Source organism: Salegentibacter haimaensis (assembly GCF_054121495.1).
In genome coordinates, this window is sequence record NZ_JBSYGH010000008.1 from 127,002 (window position 1) to 146,058 (window position 19,057).

General features: G+C 42.2%; 20 protein-coding genes. 7 read left to right on the forward strand and 13 right to left on the reverse strand.

Annotated elements, in window-relative coordinates:
- Nucleotides 1-54: 54 nt before the first annotated feature.
- Together ACW6QP_RS09465 and ACW6QP_RS09470 are read right to left on the reverse strand one after the other, a co-directional pair.
- Complete coding sequence (locus ACW6QP_RS09465) at nucleotides 55-549, reverse strand: VOC family protein (protein WP_457910629.1); 495 nt, start codon at nucleotides 547-549, stop codon at nucleotides 55-57.
- A 119-nt stretch (nucleotides 550-668) separates the two neighbouring features.
- A complete protein-coding gene (locus ACW6QP_RS09470) occupies nucleotides 669-1,091 on the reverse strand; it encodes a cupin domain-containing protein (protein WP_457910630.1) in 423 nt (140 codons plus the stop codon).
- Between the two features lie 252 nt (nucleotides 1,092-1,343).
- Between ACW6QP_RS09470 and hemN the strand changes: the two genes are divergently transcribed.
- Nucleotides 1,344-2,699 carry an oxygen-independent coproporphyrinogen III oxidase gene (gene hemN, locus ACW6QP_RS09475; protein ID WP_457910631.1) on the forward strand — a complete coding sequence of 452 codons (1,356 nt, stop codon included), beginning with the start codon at nucleotides 1,344-1,346 and terminating at the stop codon, nucleotides 2,697-2,699.
- Between the two features lie 37 nt (nucleotides 2,700-2,736).
- Here hemN and ACW6QP_RS09480 read toward each other — a convergent pair whose 3' ends face one another.
- From ACW6QP_RS09480 to nhaA, 10 genes are read right to left on the reverse strand one after another with little or no spacing between them, the layout of a single operon-like run.
- On the reverse strand, nucleotides 2,737-2,868 hold the full coding sequence (locus ACW6QP_RS09480; protein ID WP_457910632.1) for a hypothetical protein: 132 nt from the start codon (nucleotides 2,866-2,868) through the stop codon (nucleotides 2,737-2,739).
- Between the two features lie 11 nt (nucleotides 2,869-2,879).
- Entirely contained in the window at nucleotides 2,880-3,581 is a 702-nt protein-coding gene (locus ACW6QP_RS09485; RefSeq protein WP_457910633.1) for a sulfite exporter TauE/SafE family protein, read from the reverse strand.
- Nucleotides 3,581-4,033: a FixH family protein gene (locus ACW6QP_RS09490; protein WP_457910634.1), complete on the reverse strand. Its 453-nt coding sequence runs from the start codon at nucleotides 4,031-4,033 to the stop codon at nucleotides 3,581-3,583. Before ACW6QP_RS09490 ends, ACW6QP_RS09485 begins: the two co-directional genes overlap by 1 nt.
- A 6-nt stretch (nucleotides 4,034-4,039) precedes the next feature.
- Nucleotides 4,040-5,452 (reverse strand): cytochrome c oxidase accessory protein CcoG, encoded by a 1,413-nt coding sequence (gene ccoG, locus ACW6QP_RS09495; protein WP_457910635.1) that lies wholly within the window; start codon nucleotides 5,450-5,452, stop codon nucleotides 4,040-4,042.
- 15 nt (nucleotides 5,453-5,467) lie between these two features.
- Nucleotides 5,468-6,343: a cbb3-type cytochrome c oxidase N-terminal domain-containing protein gene (locus ACW6QP_RS09500; RefSeq protein ID WP_457910636.1), complete on the reverse strand. Its 876-nt coding sequence runs from the start codon at nucleotides 6,341-6,343 to the stop codon at nucleotides 5,468-5,470.
- Nucleotides 6,340-6,525, reverse strand: coding sequence for a CcoQ/FixQ family Cbb3-type cytochrome c oxidase assembly chaperone (locus tag ACW6QP_RS09505; protein ID WP_457910637.1), 186 nt, complete (start codon nucleotides 6,523-6,525; stop codon nucleotides 6,340-6,342). Before ACW6QP_RS09505 ends, ACW6QP_RS09500 begins: the two co-directional genes overlap by 4 nt.
- Before the next feature lie 5 nt (nucleotides 6,526-6,530).
- Nucleotides 6,531-8,729: a cytochrome-c oxidase, cbb3-type subunit I gene (gene ccoN / locus ACW6QP_RS09510; RefSeq protein ID WP_457910638.1), complete on the reverse strand. Its 2,199-nt coding sequence runs from the start codon at nucleotides 8,727-8,729 to the stop codon at nucleotides 6,531-6,533.
- Between the two features lie 2 nt (nucleotides 8,730-8,731).
- The gene (gene ccoS, locus ACW6QP_RS09515) at nucleotides 8,732-8,923 is read right to left on the reverse strand and encodes a cbb3-type cytochrome oxidase assembly protein CcoS (RefSeq protein WP_457910639.1); all 192 of its coding nucleotides are present in this window, start codon (nucleotides 8,921-8,923) and stop codon (nucleotides 8,732-8,734) included.
- 55 nt (nucleotides 8,924-8,978) lie between these two features.
- Nucleotides 8,979-11,378, reverse strand: a complete 2,400-nt coding sequence (locus tag ACW6QP_RS09520; RefSeq protein ID WP_457910640.1) for a heavy metal translocating P-type ATPase — start codon at nucleotides 11,376-11,378, stop codon at nucleotides 8,979-8,981.
- 60 nt (nucleotides 11,379-11,438) lie between these two features.
- Nucleotides 11,439-12,836: a Na+/H+ antiporter NhaA gene (nhaA, locus tag ACW6QP_RS09525; protein ID WP_457910641.1), complete on the reverse strand. Its 1,398-nt coding sequence runs from the start codon at nucleotides 12,834-12,836 to the stop codon at nucleotides 11,439-11,441.
- Between the two features lie 175 nt (nucleotides 12,837-13,011).
- Between nhaA and ACW6QP_RS09530 the strand changes: the two genes are divergently transcribed.
- From ACW6QP_RS09530 to ACW6QP_RS09555, 6 genes are all read left to right on the forward strand, one after another.
- Nucleotides 13,012-13,749: a class I SAM-dependent methyltransferase gene (locus ACW6QP_RS09530; RefSeq protein WP_457910642.1), complete on the forward strand. Its 738-nt coding sequence runs from the start codon at nucleotides 13,012-13,014 to the stop codon at nucleotides 13,747-13,749.
- Nucleotides 13,750-13,816: 67 nt separating this feature from the next.
- On the forward strand, nucleotides 13,817-14,197 hold the full coding sequence (locus ACW6QP_RS09535; protein WP_457910643.1) for a VOC family protein: 381 nt from the start codon (nucleotides 13,817-13,819) through the stop codon (nucleotides 14,195-14,197).
- 56 nt (nucleotides 14,198-14,253) lie between these two features.
- Nucleotides 14,254-15,447, forward strand: a complete 1,194-nt coding sequence (locus ACW6QP_RS09540; protein ID WP_457910644.1) for a hypothetical protein — start codon at nucleotides 14,254-14,256, stop codon at nucleotides 15,445-15,447.
- Nucleotides 15,448-15,551: 104 nt separating this feature from the next.
- Nucleotides 15,552-16,634: a magnesium/cobalt transporter CorA gene (gene corA / locus ACW6QP_RS09545; RefSeq protein ID WP_457910645.1), complete on the forward strand. Its 1,083-nt coding sequence runs from the start codon at nucleotides 15,552-15,554 to the stop codon at nucleotides 16,632-16,634.
- Entirely contained in the window at nucleotides 16,625-17,734 is a 1,110-nt protein-coding gene (locus ACW6QP_RS09550) for a lactonase family protein (protein ID WP_457910646.1), read from the forward strand. Before corA ends, ACW6QP_RS09550 begins: the two co-directional genes overlap by 10 nt.
- Nucleotides 17,735-17,804: 70 nt before the next feature.
- Nucleotides 17,805-18,128, forward strand: a complete 324-nt coding sequence (locus ACW6QP_RS09555; protein ID WP_457910647.1) for a hypothetical protein — start codon at nucleotides 17,805-17,807, stop codon at nucleotides 18,126-18,128.
- A gap of 11 nt (nucleotides 18,129-18,139) precedes the next feature.
- Here the strand turns inward: ACW6QP_RS09555 and ACW6QP_RS09560 are convergent, their stop codons facing one another.
- Entirely contained in the window at nucleotides 18,140-19,054 is a 915-nt protein-coding gene (locus tag ACW6QP_RS09560) for a succinylglutamate desuccinylase (protein WP_457910648.1), read from the reverse strand.
- Nucleotides 19,055-19,057 lie beyond the last annotated feature (3 nt).

Sequence of the window (19,057 nt, forward strand, 5' to 3'; positions counted from 1 at the left end):
TAGGAGCTATGAAATTAACAATAAGAATCCAAACCCGAACGCAAGCCCGTGATTTTAGCCTGCCTTTAACGAATTAAGCAAATTATTTAAATTCAGCTGTTTGGTATACATATTCAAACTGCCATCTGCCTTTAAGGGCCAGTCTTTTTTGGGTTTATCCCAGTAAAGTTCCACCCCGTTTTGGTCGGGGTCGTTTAGGTAAATTGCTTCTGAAACTCCGTGGTCGGCAGCGCCGGTAAGGGGATAACTCTCCTGAAGCAAACGCTTATAAATTTCAGCTAAATCGCTTCGATTGGGATAGACTATAGCAGTATGATAAAGGCCGGGAGCTTTTACAGGAGCCGGGGGCTGATTTTTGCTATGCCACACATTGAGTCCTATATGATGATGATAGCCACCTGCCGAAATAAACGCGGCCTCTTCCCCAAGTTTTTGGGTAAGCTCAAAGCCAAGCAAATTGCAGTAGAAGTCGAGTGATCTTTGCAAATTTGAAACTTTTAGATGTACGTGGCCAATTTGGGTATTCGAGGGAATTTTATAATCATTCATTTAAAGATGGAGTTATCTAAGCATTAAAGTAGGAAATTTTGTACTAAGGAAGTGAGTTTGCAGTAAAATAAAAAATCCCAACCCAATGTGGGCCGGGAAAATTTAAAATTTTCACAGACTTAGTTTTTATTTTCCACAGCCACCGCATCTACCGGTTCTTCAAACGCAATAAAGAGCAGGCAGGGCCCCTCAAGGCATTCGGCGGTATGTGGTTTTTTAGCCGGGCCATAGGCATAGGACCCCGCCGAGAGAATCTGTGGGGCTTCCCCCTCATAAGCTACCTCCATTTCGCCTGAAACCAAAATCATTCTTTCAGCAGAATTATGATAGTGGTTCGGAATTTTGGTATTGCCGGGCACTTTGAAGAAAATATCGGCATTTTTCTTTGTTGGGTCCCCATGAAGAACTGCAATTTGGCAGTTTTCAGGGAAAAAATCGGGACAGGGACCCCACTGGAGCCCCGGGTCATCTCCCGCCACTACTTTAGTGGCATTATCCTGCGCCTGTACATCTATTTGGAAAAATAAGATTAACAGAAACACTAGAGTTGCTTTTGAGTAAACTTTCATTGGCCTTTTCATCACACATCATTCAGATAAAACATCAACATATCCTTCTTTCCAAAGGCAGCAGGAAACCTCAAAATCTGGTTTCCAGAAAACTATTAAAGTTACATTAAAATAAGGCCTCTCTAACTGCGGGTTTTCCCTATTAATTTACAGAATATCTCATTGCTGACCCTGCTCATATTTTTTGCTTTTTAAGGGCCGTTTCTTTGTGGTAAACAAAGCATTATGGCCTCCAATCTCGTTTCTAAATACAATATCCCGGGACCACGTTATACCAGCTATCCGACAGTACCTTACTGGGACGCAGCCAATTTTTCAAGCCAGGCCTGGAAAGAATCTTTGAATAGATCTTTTCAGGAAAGTGAAGAAATAAGCCTGTATATTCATCTGCCTTTTTGTGAAAGCCTGTGTACTTTTTGTGGTTGCAATAAACGAATCACCAAACAACATTCGGTTGAGATTCCTTATATAGAATCGGTGTTGAGAGAGTGGGATTTATACCTGGATGTGCTTGGCCAAAAAACTGTAATTAAGGAATTACACCTGGGAGGAGGCACGCCAACCTTTTTTTCTCCTGAAAATCTCGAACTGCTTTTATCTATGATTTTTAGGAAAGCAGACTTGCATCCTGATGCCGATTTGAGTTTTGAAGGCCACCCCAATAATACCACTATCGAGCATCTCTGTGCCTTATCTAAACTTGGGTTTACCCGCGTGAGTTATGGGGTGCAGGATTATAATCCCAAAGTTCAATTTGCCATTAACCGAATTCAGCCTTTTGAAAACGTGAAACAGGCTACAGAAAATGCCCGCAAGCTGGGGATGGAATCGGTAGGCCATGATATTATCTTTGGGCTTCCGTTTCAAACCAAAGAACATATCATTCATACGATCCAAAAAACAAGGGAGCTAATGCCCGATCGTATCGCATTTTACAGTTATGCGCACGTTCCCTGGATAAAAGGAAACGGCCAGCGCGGATTCAAAGACAGCGATTTACCTTCGGCCGATGAAAAGCGAGAGATGTATGAAACCGGGAAAGAATTGCTGGAAATGGCTGGTTATATTGAAATTGGAATGGACCATTTTGCGCTTAAAACCGATTCATTATATAAGGCAGTAGAAAAAGGAGAGTTGCATCGTAATTTTATGGGCTATACCACTTCTAAAACCAATTTAATGATAGGGCTGGGGGTTTCGGCCATTAGCGATAGCTGGTTTGCCTTTGCACAAAATGAGAAAAAACTTGAAGACTACCAGGCGCGAATAGAGCAGGGGATTTTGCCTGTTTTCCGTGGTCATATTCTGGATACTGAAGATCTTATTATTCGGAAGCATATTTTAAATCTAATGTGCAGGCTGGAAAGCAGTTGGGAAGATGAAAATCTCCAGTTTCCTGAACTACCCGAAGTCCTCTCTAATTTGCTGGAAATGCATGAAGATGGGCTTTTGGAAATAATTTCAACAGGAATTAAAATCACCGAAAAAGGTAGGCCATATGTGAGGAATGTTTGTATGGCTTTTGACCGTAGACTAAACAGGCATCAGCCAGATACCAAAATCTTTTCAATGACGATTTAAAAACAGGCCGCCTTTCAACCAGAAAAGCGGCCTTCTTCTATTCATCCTTTTTCTCATTCATCATATTAAATACGATAAGCACCAGTCCTGCACATACCACAAAAAAGAAGGCGATGATGTAGGTGCCCATTTCCCAGTTTACCAAAGCGGGATTGCTAATAAATTCCATTCGGAAAAAAATTAATGGCAGGCTTGCACTGCCGTTACATTTGGGGACATTTCAACAGGAGACAAATATGGGATCCCAAGCCCCAGGCCTCTGATTATAAAAAGTAATCCTATAAGTACTACAAACACTGGTACGGTCTTTCTGATTTTACTGCGAATCGCAGCGCTAACAAAATTGCCTAAATACACCGCTGCGCTCATTAAGGGCACAGTTCCCAGCCCGAATAGCATCATATATAAACTTCCGCTTAGGGCGCTGCCGCCGGCAAAAGCGCCAAAAATTGCCATATAAACCAATCCACAGGGAAGGAAACCGTTCAAAAATCCTGCGGTGAAAAAAGTGTCGTAGGTTTTCTTCTTTAGACTATGCCCCAGCAGAGATTTAATTTTTGACACTGCTTTATAGAAAAAACCTGAAATATTCACATTCCGAATTTTTTTATACGGAAGAAGAATCAAGGCTATCATTAAGACTCCAACCAGAATCGATAACTGTTGCTGAAGCCCGAAGAGTTCAAAACTTTTGCCCAATAAACCAAAAATCAACCCGATGATCGCGTAAGCCAGAATTCTTCCCAAATGGTATAGGCTTACCTGGCCGGCTTTGCGAAACGAATTTTGACGGTCTACCGGTAACAGAAATGCGATAGGGCCACACATTCCCACACAGTGAAAACTGCCTAAAAGACCAAATATGAGGGCAGAGAGCAGCATTAGTAAGTTATTTCCTTTTTATATAGATAAGACTCACCTTCATAATTCCAGTGTACATAAATATTCCAGCGCCCGGCTACCAGTTTTTCCTTCGGAATTTCAAGGCGATGGTTTTCCAGCTTCAGCGGAATTTCAAAATCCAGTTTGGCATTCGAGGGCCTGTACATTACCAGGTTGCCGCTAATGCTTTCAGGTCTCAAATTTTCAGGAAATTCGATAGTCCAGCCGTTTGAACTTCGGTTTTCTTTTAAATTTAAAGGAAGTTTTAGAGCCCTGGTCTCTGCATCGATTTCCTGCTGATATACCAATTCTTTTTTATAATATTCCTCGGTTACCAGGTCGTGATCAAACTTTGGGTTGGTAAGCATATGATATACCAAAAAGAGAATAAAGCCTATAAAAAGACTCATTCCTATTACCAGCCCCACTCCCCAATGAATTCTTATTTTCATAATTATCTAATTAAATTTTCTGGGTCCCAGGAAATTTGTTTTCGTGGTTTCCAAAAGTTGATCCCCGCTAAATATTCCGATTTCGAGTTTTTCCCGGTCGTTTTTTAATTCCATCGCGTGGATTTCTATAAACAAAGTACCTTCGTGAAGATCCTGCCCGGGAACTATAATTTCACTGGTTTTTACAGGTTTTATACTTCCGTTATGTGACATTAAGCGGAATTCCACATCTTCAAAATCCCTGGTGGTTTTATTGACCAGTTTATAGGTAAAAACATTGCTAATAATGTTCTTTTCCTTTCTTTCATATAACTGCCCCGGAAGCCTTAAAATCTTTGCCTCCACCTCGCTGCGAATAAAAAGCATTCCCACCAGTACTGCCGTAAGTATACCCAGCACAATAGAATAGCCCTGAAGCCTGGGCGTAAATCTAAAGGGCGCTTTCTTCTCGATATTTTCTTCACTGGCGTAGCGAATGAGACCCCGGGGAAGGTCTACCGCATCCATCATAGCATCACAGGCATCTATGCAGGCCGTACAATTAATACATTCTAATTGGGTGCCGTTTCGAATATCAATACCGGTAGGGCATACCTGTACACATTGAAAACAGTCTATACAATCCCCTTTTCCGCTGGCAGCTCTGTCTTCATTTTTTTTGAATTTCGCCCGTCCTTTTTCCTTTTCGCCGCGTTTATGGTCATAAGCCACGACTATAGATTTTGTGTCGAGTAAGACCCCCTGTAATCTTCCGTAGGGGCAGGCCAAAACACAAACCTGTTCTCTAAACCAGGCGAAAACAAAATAGAAAACCCCGGTGAAGATGAGCAGCGAAACAAAAGTGCTAAGATGATTCACAGGGCCATCGGTTATGTATTGCAAAAGCCTGTCGCTCCCAATGAGGTAGGCCAGGAATACATTTGCGATCAAAAACGAAATGATGAAAAACAGAAACCATTTAAAGCCTTTCTTTCTTATTTTTTCTGAATTCCAGGGCTGTTTATCCAAACGCATCTGTTTGCCGCGATCGCCTTCTATCCAATATTCGATGCGGCGAAAAAGCATTTCCATAAATATGGTTTGGGGGCATAACCAGCCGCAAAAAATTCTTCCGAAGGCAACGGTGAACAATAGGATCATTACCACTCCAATCACCATCATTAGAACGAACAGGTAAAAATCCTGTGGCCAGAATGGAAATCCGAAAATATTAAATCGCCTTTCCAGCACATTGAACATAAGGAACTGGTTCCCGTTAAGCTTTATAAAAGGTGCCGCGAAGAGAAAAACAAGTAGCAGGTAGCTCACGTATTTGCGATACTCATAATACCGACCTGCAGGTTTTTTGGGGTACACCCATTCCCGTTCTCCCTTTTGCCCAGCGGTGGCAATTTTATCTCTAAAGCTTTGATCGTTCACTTTGGGGCTAATTTTTTATTCTTGGGTCCAGATATCTCCTTCAGGAGCTTTGGCATCTTCGGGATTGGTACCCTGAAGACTAATCACATAACTGGATACCTGTGCGATTTCTTCGGGTGTTAAACTGGATTTCCAGGCAACCATTCCTTTCCCGTCTCTACCTCCTTCAGAAACTGTATTGAAAATATTGCTGATGCCTCCACCCAGAATCCAGTGTTCGTCGGTGAGGTTTGGGCCAATTCCGCCGCCACCATCGGCACGGTGACAGGCCATGCAATTGGTCATATACAGGCCTTCACCTTTCTCAAGCGAAGCGGCGTCGGTAAGCAATTCAACATTCGAAGCATCAATGGCCCCGGGATTTGCCAGTTTCCAGGCTTCCACCTCTTCCTGAGCTTTGGCCAGCTCGGCCAGGTACTCTTCTTCCTGGGTATAGTCATTGAAAACGTGAAAACGGGCCATATAGATTACCGCAAAGATTATAGTGGCGTAAAACCCATATAACCACCAGGATGGCAGGTCGTTATCGAGTTCTCTGATTCCGTCATAATTATGGTCCAAAACAATTTCATCTTCCTGTTCGAGGGGTTTTTGGTTCAGCATTTTTGCATACCATCTTTTTAACCAACCAAAACGTTTAGCCTTATCCCGCTGCTGAATTTGCGAAAAGCGTTGTTTGGCTTCAGCAGAAAGACTACGTTCTATAATATTATGGAAGGCTGCAAAAAATGCCTCTACAGCCAGGGCGAGCAATAATGCGATTCCCATTATCAACCAAAAAATAGAGGAACCTTCAAAATTATCACTTGCTCCGGTACTGGTTATTTGTATTAATAAGTAAGCCAAAAGCAGGAAGCCGGAGATTCTTAGTAAAGCAGCTATATTTTTCATAATTCCCGGTTTTCTTCGTTATCTAATGGCAATTCACTTAGTTCGGCGATATGCTGCTTTTTGGCAGTAAAAACCCACCAGAAAAGCGCTACGAAAAAGATGAAAAAAATGAGCAGGGAGATGATGGGGTAAATGCTTACCCCATCAATTTGCTCTAAATTTCCTTTTATAAATTTTAGCATGATGATTAGTTATTAATTGAAACTTCCTGAAAATCCTGAACTTTAATATCGGTTCCCAGCCTTTGCAGGTAGGCGATTAGCGCTACAATTTCCCGGTTTCGCATTTCTACGAAATCGTAACCGTTTTCGGCTGCATATTGCTTTTCGGCTTCGTAGTTGCGTTCAAAATCGGGGTCGATGTAGAGATTTTTCTCTATTTGTTCTCCCTGTTCCAGCATCCATTTCTGGGCGTTTTCTATATCTTCCAGGGTATAGGGTACGCCAAGTTTCTGAAGCGCCTGCATTTTCTTTTCGGTATCAGATTTGTCCAGCTCGTCGGTAATCAGCCATTTATAGCCAGGCATAATAGAGCCTGCCGAGGTACTTTGAGGATCATACATATGGTTTAAATGCCAGTTGTCTGAATATTTACCTCCCACCCGCATAAGGTCGGGGCCGGTTCGCTTGCTTCCCCATAAAAACGGGTAGTCATATACATATTCTCCCGATTTTGAATATTCTCCATAACGTTCTACCTCACTCCTAAAAGGTCTTACCATTTGGGAGTGACAGCCAACACAGCCCTCGCGTATATAAATATCTCTTCCCTCAAGCTCTAATGGGGTATAAGGCTTTACACTGCTAATTACTGGTACATATTTATCTACCATTAATGAGGGTACGATTTGTACAATTCCGCCAATAAGTATGGCGATAGTAGCGTAGATAGTTAGTTTTACTGGGCGTCTTTCCAGCCAGCTGTGGTAGCCTTCGCCGGCAACACGTTTGGTGGTTAGCTTCTGAAGCGGGGCAGCCTCTGCCAGTTCATCTTCTACAGCGCTTCCCTGGCGTACGGTTTTCACAATGTTGTAAAGCAGAATAAATGCCCCTATGATATAAAGACTTCCACCTATGGCCCGCATCCAGTACATCGGGATGATGGAGGTTACGGTTTCCAGGAAGTTTCCGTAGGTAAGGCTACCATCGGGATTAAACTGTTTCCACATAGAAGCCTGTACAAAACCGGCTACGTACATGGGTAAAGCATAGATGATGATGCCCAGGGTTCCAATCCAAAAGTGCGCATTGGCCAGTTTTATGGAGTAGAGTTTGGTTTTAAAAAGTCTTGGTACCATCCAGTACACGATTCCGAAGGTGAGGAATCCGTTCCAGGCCAGGGCTCCCACGTGAACGTGAGCAATGATCCAGTCGCTAAAATGCGCTATAGCATTTACGTTTTTAAGGGAAAGCATTGGGCCTTCAAATGTTGCCATTCCGTAACCGGTTATGGCTACTACCATAAATTTAAGCACAGGATCTGTACGCACCTTATCCCAGGCACCACGAAGGGTAAGCAAGCCGTTTATCATCCCTCCCCAGGATGGGAACAATAGCATTACAGAAAAAGCCACTCCTAGATTCTGAGCCCAGTCTGGCAGTGCAGAATAGAGCAGGTGGTGCGGCCCCGCCCAGATGTAAATAAATATCAGGGACCAAAAGTGAATAATCGATAGGCGATAGGAATAAACAGGGCGATTGGCAGCCTTGGGTACAAAATAATACATTAAACCTAAAAACGGAGTGGTTAGGAAGAATGCCACCGCATTATGCCCATACCACCATTGTACCAAGGCATCCTGCACCCCGGCAAAAATCGAATAACTCTTAAAAGCCGAAACCGGAATTTCCAGGTTGTTTACAATATGCAAGACAGCAACTGTAACAAAGGTGGCCAGGTAAAACCAGATCGCTACATAGAGGTGGCGTTGTCTTCGTTTGAGGATTGTTCCTATAAGGTTGGCGCCAAAAGCCACCCAAACCAGAGTAATAGCGATATCTATTGGCCATTCGAGTTCAGCATATTCCTTGGAACTGGTAAAGCCCATAGGCAGGGTAATGGCGGCAGCAACGATAATGGCCTGCCAGCCCCAAAAATTGATATTGCTTAGGGCATCGCTCCACATTCTCGCTTTAAGCAGGCGTTGGGTAGAGTAATACACCCCGGCAAAAATGGCATTTCCAACAAAGGCAAAGATCACCGCATTGGTATGCAGAGGCCTTAAACGGCCAAAACTTAGCCAGGAAATCCCATCGGTAAGGTTAGGAAATAAAAACATAAAGGCCAGCAGCAGGCCCACGCTCATACCTACTATTCCCCATAATATAGTGGCGATAGTAAACTTCTTTACGATCTTGTTATCGTAATAAAACTGTTCGGTTTGCATAATTAGTCTGGTTTCTTTGAATTGGTGGATTTTTTATCGGGATTTGGTTTAACTAATTCGTCGTCAAAAAGCATACGTACCGAAGGTGTGTACATATCGTCATACTGGCCTTTTTTTACCGAGAACACGAAAGCGAAGAAAAAAATTAAGGCTACGAGTATACTCAGGGCCAGTAAAAGGTATATAATTGTCATTCCTGGAAATTTTCTGAAGCAAACTTATTACTACCGGGATTTGAAAAATATGACCTCAATCAGGTTTGTTGAGGTTGAGATCCCTTCCGCTTAAATTTGTTGCCAGGGTGGTAAATGCCACAATGCTTATAGAGCTTAAAGGCATTAAAATAGCCGCTATTACAGGCATTAGGTTTCCGGTTACCGCAAATGATAAGCCTACCAGATTGTAAAGCAAACTCAGCAAAAATGCCAATTTTATAATGCGCATTCCTTTTTCTGAAATTCTTAAAAACCGGTCCAGGAAATGTAATCGGCCGGCATCTAAAATCGCATCGCAGGCCGGGGAAAACACGTTGATATTTTCTGAAACAGCTACCCCCACATCGCTTTGCGCCAAAGCCCCGGCGTCGTTTAAACCGTCGCCTATCATCATCACCTTTTTCCCTTCCTGCTGAAGCTTTTTTATGAAATTGAGCTTGTCTTCTGGTTTTTGATCAAAAAAACATTGGGTGTGTACCGGAAGCATCTGCTCCAGGCGTTGGCGTTCCCCGTCATTATCGCCCGAAAGAATGTAGATCTCTTTTTCTTCTGAAAGATTTTTAAACAATGCAGATATACCCTCGCGGTAAGAAGTTCTGAAGACGAATTTGCCCTTAAACTCTTCATTATTGCTTATATACACCGAAGTCTGATTTAAAGTCCTGGCTTCTTTAGAATCATTGACAAAGGCAGCCGAGCCTATTTTCATATGATTGGCTCCCTTCTTACTTTCAATACCTTTTCCGGTATATTCGGTGAAATCGTCGAGGCTTTCAATATTATTCGATTTTAGAATCTCATAAAGCTGCCGGCTAAGCGGATGCGAGGAAGCGCGTAAACTGCTTTGTAAAATCTGTTCTTCTTCGGGTTCGAGCTTAATGCCCTCATAAAAGATTTCAGATTTTTTTCCTGAAGTAATCGTCCCGGTTTTATCAAAAACCAGGCAGTCTATTTTGGCCATTTGCTCCAGCACACTGGCTTCCTTCAGGTAAAATCGATTCCTTCCGAAAATGCGCAGCAAATTTCCCAGCGTAAATGGGGTGGCTAGTGCAATGGCGCAGGGGCAGGCAATGATGAGCACGGCGGTGAAAACATTTAGTGCCCTGGAGGGGTCGTAGAAAAGCCAAAAAAATGTTGAAAGAAATGCAATGCTTAAAACCGCTGCAGTGAAACGCTTGCTAATTTGGTCAATAAGGCTTTGAAATCCAGATTTTCGATCTTTGTTAAACACCTCGTTGCTCCATAATTTGGTGAGATAACTCTGGTCTATGGCTTTAATGGCTTCAACTTCCAAAGCACCTCCCTGCTGGCGGCCACCGGCATACAAAGTTTCCCCCAAATATTTCTTTACAGGTTCGGCTTCTCCGGTTACAAAACTGTAATCTATTAAAGCCTCGCCCTGCATCAACACCGCATCTACGGCGATGAGTTCGCCATTTCGAATTAAAAGCCTGTCCCCGGGCTTAATTTCGTAAACCTGCACCTGCTCTTCTTTTTTCGTTTCAGCTGAATCAGAATTTATTCGGGTGACAGCAATAGGGAAATAGGATTTATAGTCGCGTTCAAAAGACAAATATGAGTAGGTTTTCTGCTGAAAAAATCTTCCGAGGAGAAGAAAGAAGACCAAACCGGTTAGGCTGTCGAAAAATCCGGTGCCAAGGTCCAGGGCGATTTCGGCGGTACTTCTAAGAAAAAGCACGGCAATCCCCAGGGCGATGGGCACATCGATATTGAGCATTTTTGCTTTTAGACCCTTGTAAGCCGAGGTAAAATAACCCGCTCCCGAATAAAAAACCACCGGTAAGGAGAATAAAAACATTAACCAGCGAAAAGTGTTTTTAAACTGCTCCAGCCAAAATTCTTCCACTTCAAAATATTCGGGAAAGGAAAGGAACATCACATTTCCAAAGGCAAAGCCCGCCACACCTAATTTGTAGATAAGGCTGCGGTTTATGTTCGACTTTTTTTCTTCGTAATCCTTTAATGAAATATAGGGCTCGTAACCAATTTTGGCCAGGAGATTGGCCAGGTCTTTTAGGTTGGTTTTTTCAGTATTATAAGTGATTCGCAGACTTTTCTTCGGAAAATCTACCTGTGAGGCGTTTACCCCGGGATTGAGCTTTTTTAAATTTTCCAGCACCCAAATACAGCTGCTGCAATGCATAGATGGGATTAAAAGGGAAACAATTTGAATATTGTTCTCATTAAAATCCAGCAGCTTCTCTACAATGGCCTCGTTCTCCAGGAAATCAAACTTTCCTTCGGAAAGTACGGGGGAAATTCCCGGTTTATTTTCCAGGTCATAGTAGTAAGATAAATTGGAGTCGCTTAAAATTTCATACACGGTTTTACAGCCGGTGCAGCAGAACTCCTTATCCTGAAATTCAATTTTTGAATCTATACAATCTTCACCACAGTGAAAACAACTTGCCATATCTCGGGTAAATTTTTGGACAAATTTGATAGAATTCTCAAGCTAGAAATATGAGCAGGCTCAGGTTTTCAGGTTTAATTGATTTTCGAGCTGTGTTGAACTTTTGGTTTTCTCAGATTTAACTTTCTGTTTTTGAGGTAGCGGGCAGAAGAATCTAAGGTAGAAAAAGCCGATTAGCCCGGCGATAATGGAGGCCGAAATAATGCCCATTTTCGCCTGTATTAAATAGGTTTCTTCCACAAAGGCAAGCTCTGTGATAAATAGTGACATCGTAAAGCCAACGGCGGCTAAAAAGGCGAGGCCATAAACGTGTTTCCAGGTGATGGCACGGGGAAGGCTCGCCAGCCTAAGCCAAACCAGGAGTTTGGTAAAAAGAACAATTCCGAAGAATTTTCCAATCAGCAGTCCCAGCATTACCCCCAGGGCCACAGGGCTTATTAAATTGGTGAAAGCGTTCGCATCTAAACTAACTCCGGCATTGGCAAAAGCGAAGATGGGTAAGACCACAAAACTCACGAATGGGTGCAGGGCGTGTTCCAGGCGTTGAAGCGGGGGAGTAGCATCTTCGGTTAGGGAAGAGAACTTCTCTATAGTCCCGGTGATGTGTTCATCGGCTTCTTTGCCGCCTTTTTTGCGGTTTTTATAAAGTTCTTTGATCTCATAGCTCAATAACCTGGCTTTGCGCAAAAACAGAGGCGTATTTATTTTTCTGGCTGTAGGAATGGCAAAAGCAGCCAAAACCGCGGCTATAGTGGCGTGTACTCCAGAGAGGAGAATAGCCAGCCATAATCCGCCGATTCCCATTACCGCATAAAACAGGGTGTTTCTAATTCCAATAATGTTGGCGGTGATTAAGATTAGCAGGAAGAAAGCTCCAATGCCAAGACTGTAGGTAGAAATCTCAGAAGTATAAAAAAATGCGATCACCAGAACCGCTCCCAAATCGTCTACTATGGCAATGGCGGTGAGAAAGATTTTGAGGGAAAAAGGCACGCGGTCTCCCAGCAGGTATAAAATTCCCAGGGCAAAAGCGATATCGGTTGCCATTGGGATTCCCCAACCCGAAGCCGATACCCCGGAGGGGTTAAAATAAAAATAAATTAGTGCCGGCACGATCATCCCGCCAATTGCGGCGCCGATGGGGAGTATAGATTGTTTAAGACTGGCCAGTTCGCCGTGAAGTATTTCTTTTTTCAGTTCAAGCCCCACCAGGAAAAAGAACATAGACATTAAACCGTCATTGATCCAATGCAGCAGGTTTTTCCTAATCTCAAAATCGTTAATTCCCAAGTGTATATACTGTTTCCAAAGTGCGTGATAGGCCTCCTGAATCGGGGAGTTGGCCACGATCATAGCCAGTGCGGCCGAGAACATTAGTAATAGGCCTACAGAGGTTTGTTTTTCAATAAAATTTTTAACGGGTAAGAGCAGGTAGAGGTCCAGGCGGGATTTTTTCATAGTAGTTGAAATTTTGCCGTTTGCAAGCTTAAAATTAAGCTTAATGCAAGGGGTCTTATATGATGATTGTCAGGTTTGGATAAATCACCCTGCATTTTGGTTCATAAATTTAAACTACTTCACGATTCTTTTTTTATGCCGCTTAGTCTTTGTACCTTATAGGAAATTACTCATTATGAAAGATCTTTTCTCGGGTCACGCAAAAGCTTATGCAAGGTTTCGCCCTTCTTACCCCGGGGAACTTTATGCCTTCATTAAAAAACATTTAAGACATACTTCCCGGGCCTGGGATTGTGCCACAGGAAATGGTCAAAAAGCCGGTGAACTTGCTGAATTGATGGACGAAGTTGAAGCCACCGATATTAGCAAAAATCAATTGCAACAGGCTATTCAAAAACCCAACATTCATTATTCACAACAAGCAGCCGAGCAAACCAGTTTTCCCGACAACCATTTTGATTTGGTTTGTGTAGGCCAGGCAGTACATTGGTTTAACTTCGACGAATTTAATGCTGAGGTAAACCGGGTTTTAAAACCAGGCGGACTCATTGCACTTGCGGGTTATTCCCTGCTTCAAAGCAATACTGAAACCAACGAAGTTATAGAAGAATTTTATGAAGAAATCATTGGCCCTTACTGGGATCCTGAGCGCATACATTTAGAAGAAGATTATCGAAATGTGCCTTTTCCGTTTCAGGAATTAAATACGCCCAAACTATATAAAAAATATCATTGGGATTTCGATGAAATTATAGGTTACCTCAATACCTGGAGTGGGGTAAATGCTTATCGACAGGAACATAAAAGAAATCCCGTAAAGCTTATAAGCAAAAAATTAAAAGATGCTTTTGGTGAAGAAGCCGAGGTTAAATTTCCAATTATCTTCAGGCTGGGGTTGAAGTTGCCGGGCTAAAATAACAGCAACAGGATATTGATATTTTAGTTTATTTTAGACTAATAAATTATAAACCTCCAGTCTTATGAAAATACCCGAGCAGTATTTGCCTGTGATGCCTTACCTCATTTTGAAAAATTCAGAAGAATTTCTTCAGTTTGCAAAAAATGTTTTTAATGCCGAAACCCAACTCATAGTTCCCGATGAAAATGGAGATATTATGCACGGGGAGCTTAAAATAGGACCGGCCATAATTATGTTTGGTACTGCAGCGGGAGAATGGAGGCCTAAATCTTCGGCGATGTTTTTATATGTTGAAGATGTGGAAAAAATATACAGATTGGCTATAAATCACGGGGCTAAAAGTCTTGAGAAACCCTCCCGGAAGGATTACGGTTTTACTGCCGGCTTCGAGGATCCTTTTGAAAATCACTGGTACATCGTAGAGGCCGAAAAGCTGGCATAGAATATGTTAATCATCCCAGGTTATTAACTAAACTAAAGACCCAAATCATATTGATTATGAGAAAACTACCTATTATAATTTTTGTCCTGGGAATTTTGTTTTCCGGCGCTTCAATCGCCCAGCATTTAGACGAAAATAAAAGCGTTACCGAGCAGGTTTTAAAGGAACTTAATCGCGAACGAAACCTGTTAAGTCAGAATCTGGATTTTAGAATTAAGGAAATCGATTCCAAGATAAGCAACCTGGATGAGAGCATTCAGAATTCAAACTCCTCGGCCGAAAAAGTTGAGAAACTGCTTGCCCGGGTAAAATTTCTCGAAGAACGCCAGGAAGAGATCGATAAAAACACAATAGGCGTTTATAAATACAACTACAGCTCGGCGGTACTTAACCTCGCTTCGATGGAGCGGGAGATCAAACCGCTAAACCTCTTTAATACTTCCCGTGAATTCTATGCCACCTTAGATAAGGTGAGCAACCCAATGTTCTATGAAGGCTACCAGGAATGGTTTGGCACCTTTAGGCAATATATGGAGGAAGAGAAGAAAAACGACGCCCGCCTGGATGCTTTAAGTCATATTTTAAATGTGACAGGAGACCTTAGTAAAGGAACGCCTTTTACAGGAATGCTCGCCGGAAGCCTTTTTGACGGAATTAATAGTTTCATCAACAATCTGGGGCGTCGCGATAGAGAGCTTCGGGCAAAAAGTACCGAGATGCTTAAGCTTACCACTACTGTAGCTCAATTCACACACGACAAAGACCTTATTGAAACCGAATGGGAATCTATAAACAAAAGCCTTGATGAACTAAAGGAACTTCAAAATAAGGCAATGGAGAAGAACCTTACCAATATGCTGGGAATCAACTTAAAGGAATTTGAGCAAAATTTCACCAACGAAACCGATGCTAAAAAACGTACCCAGTACATTCTTGATATTTCAAAAATCGCCGAAGATAAAATCGCAGAAGAAAAGGCCAAAAACCCCGAAAACTGGAAACAGGCCTATCACGACCAAATGATCACGGTGCAAAATTTAAAAATCAGGTTTGGGACGATTACCTTTAGAATACTTGAAAACCTTAATAAGTACGAAGCCCTTATCGAAAAGTATAAGAACGATAAATACCTTAAAGATAGAATGGCAGAGCTAAAACTAAAACTAGATTTAGTACGCAACAGCTTTGAATCTACTTTTAATCCGCAGGAATATATCAAAGCATCAAACGAGATGTATGTGGTGGAGTAGAAAGTAATAATTTTTGAAACAGAAGTCCGGTATCAATTTTTGTTGCCGGACTTTTTTTATAGGCTTTTTCATAGCTTTTGCTAACTTTAAGCAAAGTTTTATATATGCTCAAACGAAAGCGGCTTTCCCTAAGAAGGCCAAAAACCACCAAAGCCCTGCACCAGGCCCCGGGAACTGTAACCTACGTTGGCCATAGAGAACAAACCGAAACCCGGCTGGAGGTCTATGATTATAACAAAGATGAATTTGAAACCCATTCTTCCAAAACCGTAGAAGATGCCTTTAAATTCGAGGCCGCCGATCGTATCACCTGGATCAATATAGACGGCCTTAGTAACACCGGAGAAATCGAGAAACTGGGCAAATATTATGATTTGCACCCTCTCATCGTGGAAGATATTGTAAATACCAATCAGCGTCCTAAAATCGACGAATACGAAGATTATCTTTTCGTAGTGGCCAAAATGCTATATCATAATGAGGAGGGACATATAGAAAATGAGCATATAAGTTTCGTGCTGGGTAAAGATTATATTCTGAGTTTCCAGGAGGCCGGCGGTGACGTATTCGATAACGTACGTGAAAGATTAACCAATGGCCACGGCCGAATTCGCAGCAACTCTGCCGATTACCTGCTCTTTGCCCTACTGGATGCCATAGTAGACAATTACTTTGTTGTGATAGAAAACATCGCCGATAAGATTGAACATCTGGAAGAGAAACTTTTTGATAAACAACCAAGCGATGAGATCACTTTTGAAATCCAGGAGTTAAAGCGCACGATTTTAAGAATAAGACGTGCGGTATTTCCACTACGCGAGGTGGTGAGTCGACTGGAGAAGCTTGACGGGGATTTAGTAAATGAGCGCACCAGGAATTATATAAGAGACCTCTATGATCACATCTTACAGGTTTCAGAAAATATTGATATTTATCGCGAAATGACCTGGGGGTTAATGGATATGTATATGACGACCATTAGCAATAAAATGAACGAAGTGATGAAGGTGCTTACCATAATCGCCACGATTTTTATTCCGCTAACCTTTATTGCCGGGATCTACGGGATGAATTTTGAGTTTATGCCAGAGCTGGAATGGGAGTACAGCTATTTTGTTTTACTTGGGATAATGTTATTGATTTTTGTGGCCTCGCTGGCCTATTTTAAAAATAAGAAATGGTTATAGAGAAAATTAAAACCGGCATTATCGGCATCCTTATGATGAGCTTTTTTAGTGTAAACGCCCAGCAATTGTTCGTAGGTACCTATACCAAAAAGGAAGGCCACGTAGATGGCAAAGGAGAAGGTATTTATGTGGTAGATGTCAACGATATCACCGGACAACTTTCTAATGCCCGGGTGGTGGCTAAAATGACCAACCCCAGTTTTATAAAGTTTTCTGCGGAAGGCGAAAATCTTTACGCCGTAAGTGAGCTGGGTGGAGGCGATGCCGAATCTGGCTTTATTCATTCTTTTGCTGTGGAAGGGAATGATCTAACAGAATTGGGAAAAATTTCTACTGAAGCTTTTGCTCCCTGCCATATTGAAACCGATAAAACCGGAAATTATATTTTTGTCTCCAATTATGTTGGCGGAGTGGTGATGTTATATAAAAGGAATACTGCGGGAAAGCTTGAAAAAACTCAAAAAATCGTACTCGAAAATCCTGAAAATTCGCATCCGCACTCGGTAAGCATTTCTAGAGATAATAAAACTGCCTATATCGCCGATTTGGGGAATGACCGAATCTGGGTATTTCAATTCGACTCAGAAATGGGAAAACTGGTACCACATTCACAGGAATATATTAGCCTTGAAGAAGGCGCCGGCCCGCGGCATTTTACATTCTCGGCCGATGAAAAGTTTGCTTACAGCATCAACGAATTAAACAGCAGCATCAGTATTTTCAGTATAGCCGAAGATGGAGCCTTGAAACAGCTCAAAAATGTAATTACGCTTCCCCGTGATTTTTCAGAAAAAAACAGTACAGCCGATATACATTTGCACCCTTCAGGAGAATTTTTATATGCCTCCAACCGGGGGCACAATAGCATAGTGGCATTTCGAATTGAAAATTCAGGAGCAGACCTAAAACTTATAGATCATTATTCCAGCAGAGGAACAACTCCCAGGAATTTTGTGATTTCTGAAGATGGTAAATTTCTATACGCTGCCAACCAGGACTCAGGTAATATTGTGAGTTTTCAAATCGAAGAAAGCGGAGCTTTAAAAAAGCTTTCTGAAATAAAAGTTCCAAGCCCGGTGAGCCTGGAATTTAAACCTTAATTATTCAGAGTATTTTAGGAAAAGGGATTGATTTTATTCTTAATTTAGGTTGAAAATCAATCCTTTAATTATGAAAATTAGTCTTGTTTCTCTAGTGCTGATTTTAATGCTGGCTGGTTGTTCAGCCACCACTTCACCACTTCAAAACGATATCATAAGGCAGGCCGAAAATGTTCCACAAAACTTCCAGACTGAAGCCGGGGTAAGTTTTGACGCCAACTCCTGCAAAAGCCCGTTAATCGATCCCCGGGATAATACCCAGATCAAATTTGTGCGAGCTGAACGCGGCGTGGCCGATTATGAAGTGCCTTCGGGAAAGTATGGTGTAAAAAATAAGGAGCTGCTTCGCGTGTATTGCGCCGATGGAAAAGTTGCCGGCATCGTTAAAAGATAACCGGCAATTTTTTATTTATTTACTTCCTGTACCACGAAAAATCCGTCGTTGCCCTGTGCCTGATATAAGGGCATAAAGATGCGGGCATCCCACTCGCTTTTAACTTCTTTTCCGTTTTGAATGGCGAGAACTTCTCCTTTTTTGATCTTCTGAAAATTCTCGTAGCCGGGTTGCATTTTGAATTCATCCCCATCTTCCAGGCCGTGGCGATGCACCAGTTCAAAAGTTTTTTGATCGGGGGCATTCTTTTTGGCAAACCTGTTTACACATTCAGGGTAAGTTGAGATTTTTTCCAGGTCTAAATCGCAGGCCTCTTTAAGGGCCAGCCAAATTACTCCTTCGTGGTTCTCTACCGATTTCTCATCGGTATGCTGCCCGGCCTCCAAAACAAACCCGGTAAGGCCGGTGCGACTCAAATAATGATCTATACAGCCGTACACCATATCGCTGAATCCGCGCACGATATAAGTTGGGAATCTATGTGCCCAGGCATCATTGTCGTTCACCTCCTGCACAGAAATGTAGGGAAGGCTGGGTGAGGAGGTGGTATGACAATCTAAAAAATAGCGTTTGGTAAAGTCCTTTTCGGGATAATCTTCCAAAACGCTAATAATTTCCCACATTTCCTTTTGTTCGTGAGACTCCTTTTTCCCCGACTCAATATTTTCTTTGGTCCAGGTTCGGTTAAGGTCTTCGTCCAGATAGCGTTTATTTTCGTTTAAAGCCTTTTGGTTTCCGGAAACTCCTACAATAGTCCCCCTGATTTCCGGTTTTGTTTTTTCCAGTTCGGCAAAAACTTTCTTCAGGGCCTGCACACCGCTGGGTTCATTGCCGTGAACACCACCGGTCACAAACAACAGCGGACCCTCAAGTCCGCTGGTATATTTGCCTAAAATTCTTGGTATTTTTTTGGTTTTAGATTCCATAAC

Bases quoted from the DNA above. Each gene is read 5' to 3' on its own strand.
- ccoN (WP_457910638.1), bottom strand. From the start codon at position 8,729: ATGCAAACCGAACAGTTTTATTACGATAACAAGATCGTAAAGAAGTTT.
- ACW6QP_RS09485 (WP_457910633.1), bottom strand. From the start codon at position 3,581: ATGCTGCTCTCTGCCCTCATATTTGGTCTTTTAGGCAGTTTTCACTGT.
- corA (WP_457910645.1), top strand. From the start codon at position 15,552: ATGCTCAAACGAAAGCGGCTTTCCCTAAGAAGGCCAAAAACCACCAAA.
- nhaA (WP_457910641.1), bottom strand. From the start codon at position 12,836: ATGAAAAAATCCCGCCTGGACCTCTACCTGCTCTTACCCGTTAAAAAT.
- ACW6QP_RS09560 (WP_457910648.1), bottom strand. From the start codon at position 19,054: ATGGAATCTAAAACCAAAAAAATACCAAGAATTTTAGGCAAATATACC.
- ACW6QP_RS09535 (WP_457910643.1), top strand. From the start codon at position 13,817: ATGAAAATACCCGAGCAGTATTTGCCTGTGATGCCTTACCTCATTTTG.
- ACW6QP_RS09490 (WP_457910634.1), bottom strand. From the start codon at position 4,033: ATGAAAATAAGAATTCATTGGGGAGTGGGGCTGGTAATAGGAATGAGT.
- ACW6QP_RS09505 (WP_457910637.1), bottom strand. From the start codon at position 6,525: ATGCTAAAATTTATAAAAGGAAATTTAGAGCAAATTGATGGGGTAAGC.
- ACW6QP_RS09550 (WP_457910646.1), top strand. From the start codon at position 16,625: ATGGTTATAGAGAAAATTAAAACCGGCATTATCGGCATCCTTATGATG.
- hemN (WP_457910631.1), top strand. From the start codon at position 1,344: ATGGCCTCCAATCTCGTTTCTAAATACAATATCCCGGGACCACGTTAT.
- ACW6QP_RS09465 (WP_457910629.1), bottom strand. From the start codon at position 549: ATGAATGATTATAAAATTCCCTCGAATACCCAAATTGGCCACGTACAT.
- ACW6QP_RS09520 (WP_457910640.1), bottom strand. From the start codon at position 11,378: ATGGCAAGTTGTTTTCACTGTGGTGAAGATTGTATAGATTCAAAAATT.
- ACW6QP_RS09530 (WP_457910642.1), top strand. From the start codon at position 13,012: ATGAAAGATCTTTTCTCGGGTCACGCAAAAGCTTATGCAAGGTTTCGC.
- ACW6QP_RS09540 (WP_457910644.1), top strand. From the start codon at position 14,254: ATGAGAAAACTACCTATTATAATTTTTGTCCTGGGAATTTTGTTTTCC.
- ccoS (WP_457910639.1), bottom strand. From the start codon at position 8,923: ATGACAATTATATACCTTTTACTGGCCCTGAGTATACTCGTAGCCTTA.
- ACW6QP_RS09500 (WP_457910636.1), bottom strand. From the start codon at position 6,343: ATGAAAAATATAGCTGCTTTACTAAGAATCTCCGGCTTCCTGCTTTTG.
- ACW6QP_RS09555 (WP_457910647.1), top strand. From the start codon at position 17,805: ATGAAAATTAGTCTTGTTTCTCTAGTGCTGATTTTAATGCTGGCTGGT.
- ACW6QP_RS09480 (WP_457910632.1), bottom strand. From the start codon at position 2,868: ATGGAATTTATTAGCAATCCCGCTTTGGTAAACTGGGAAATGGGCACC.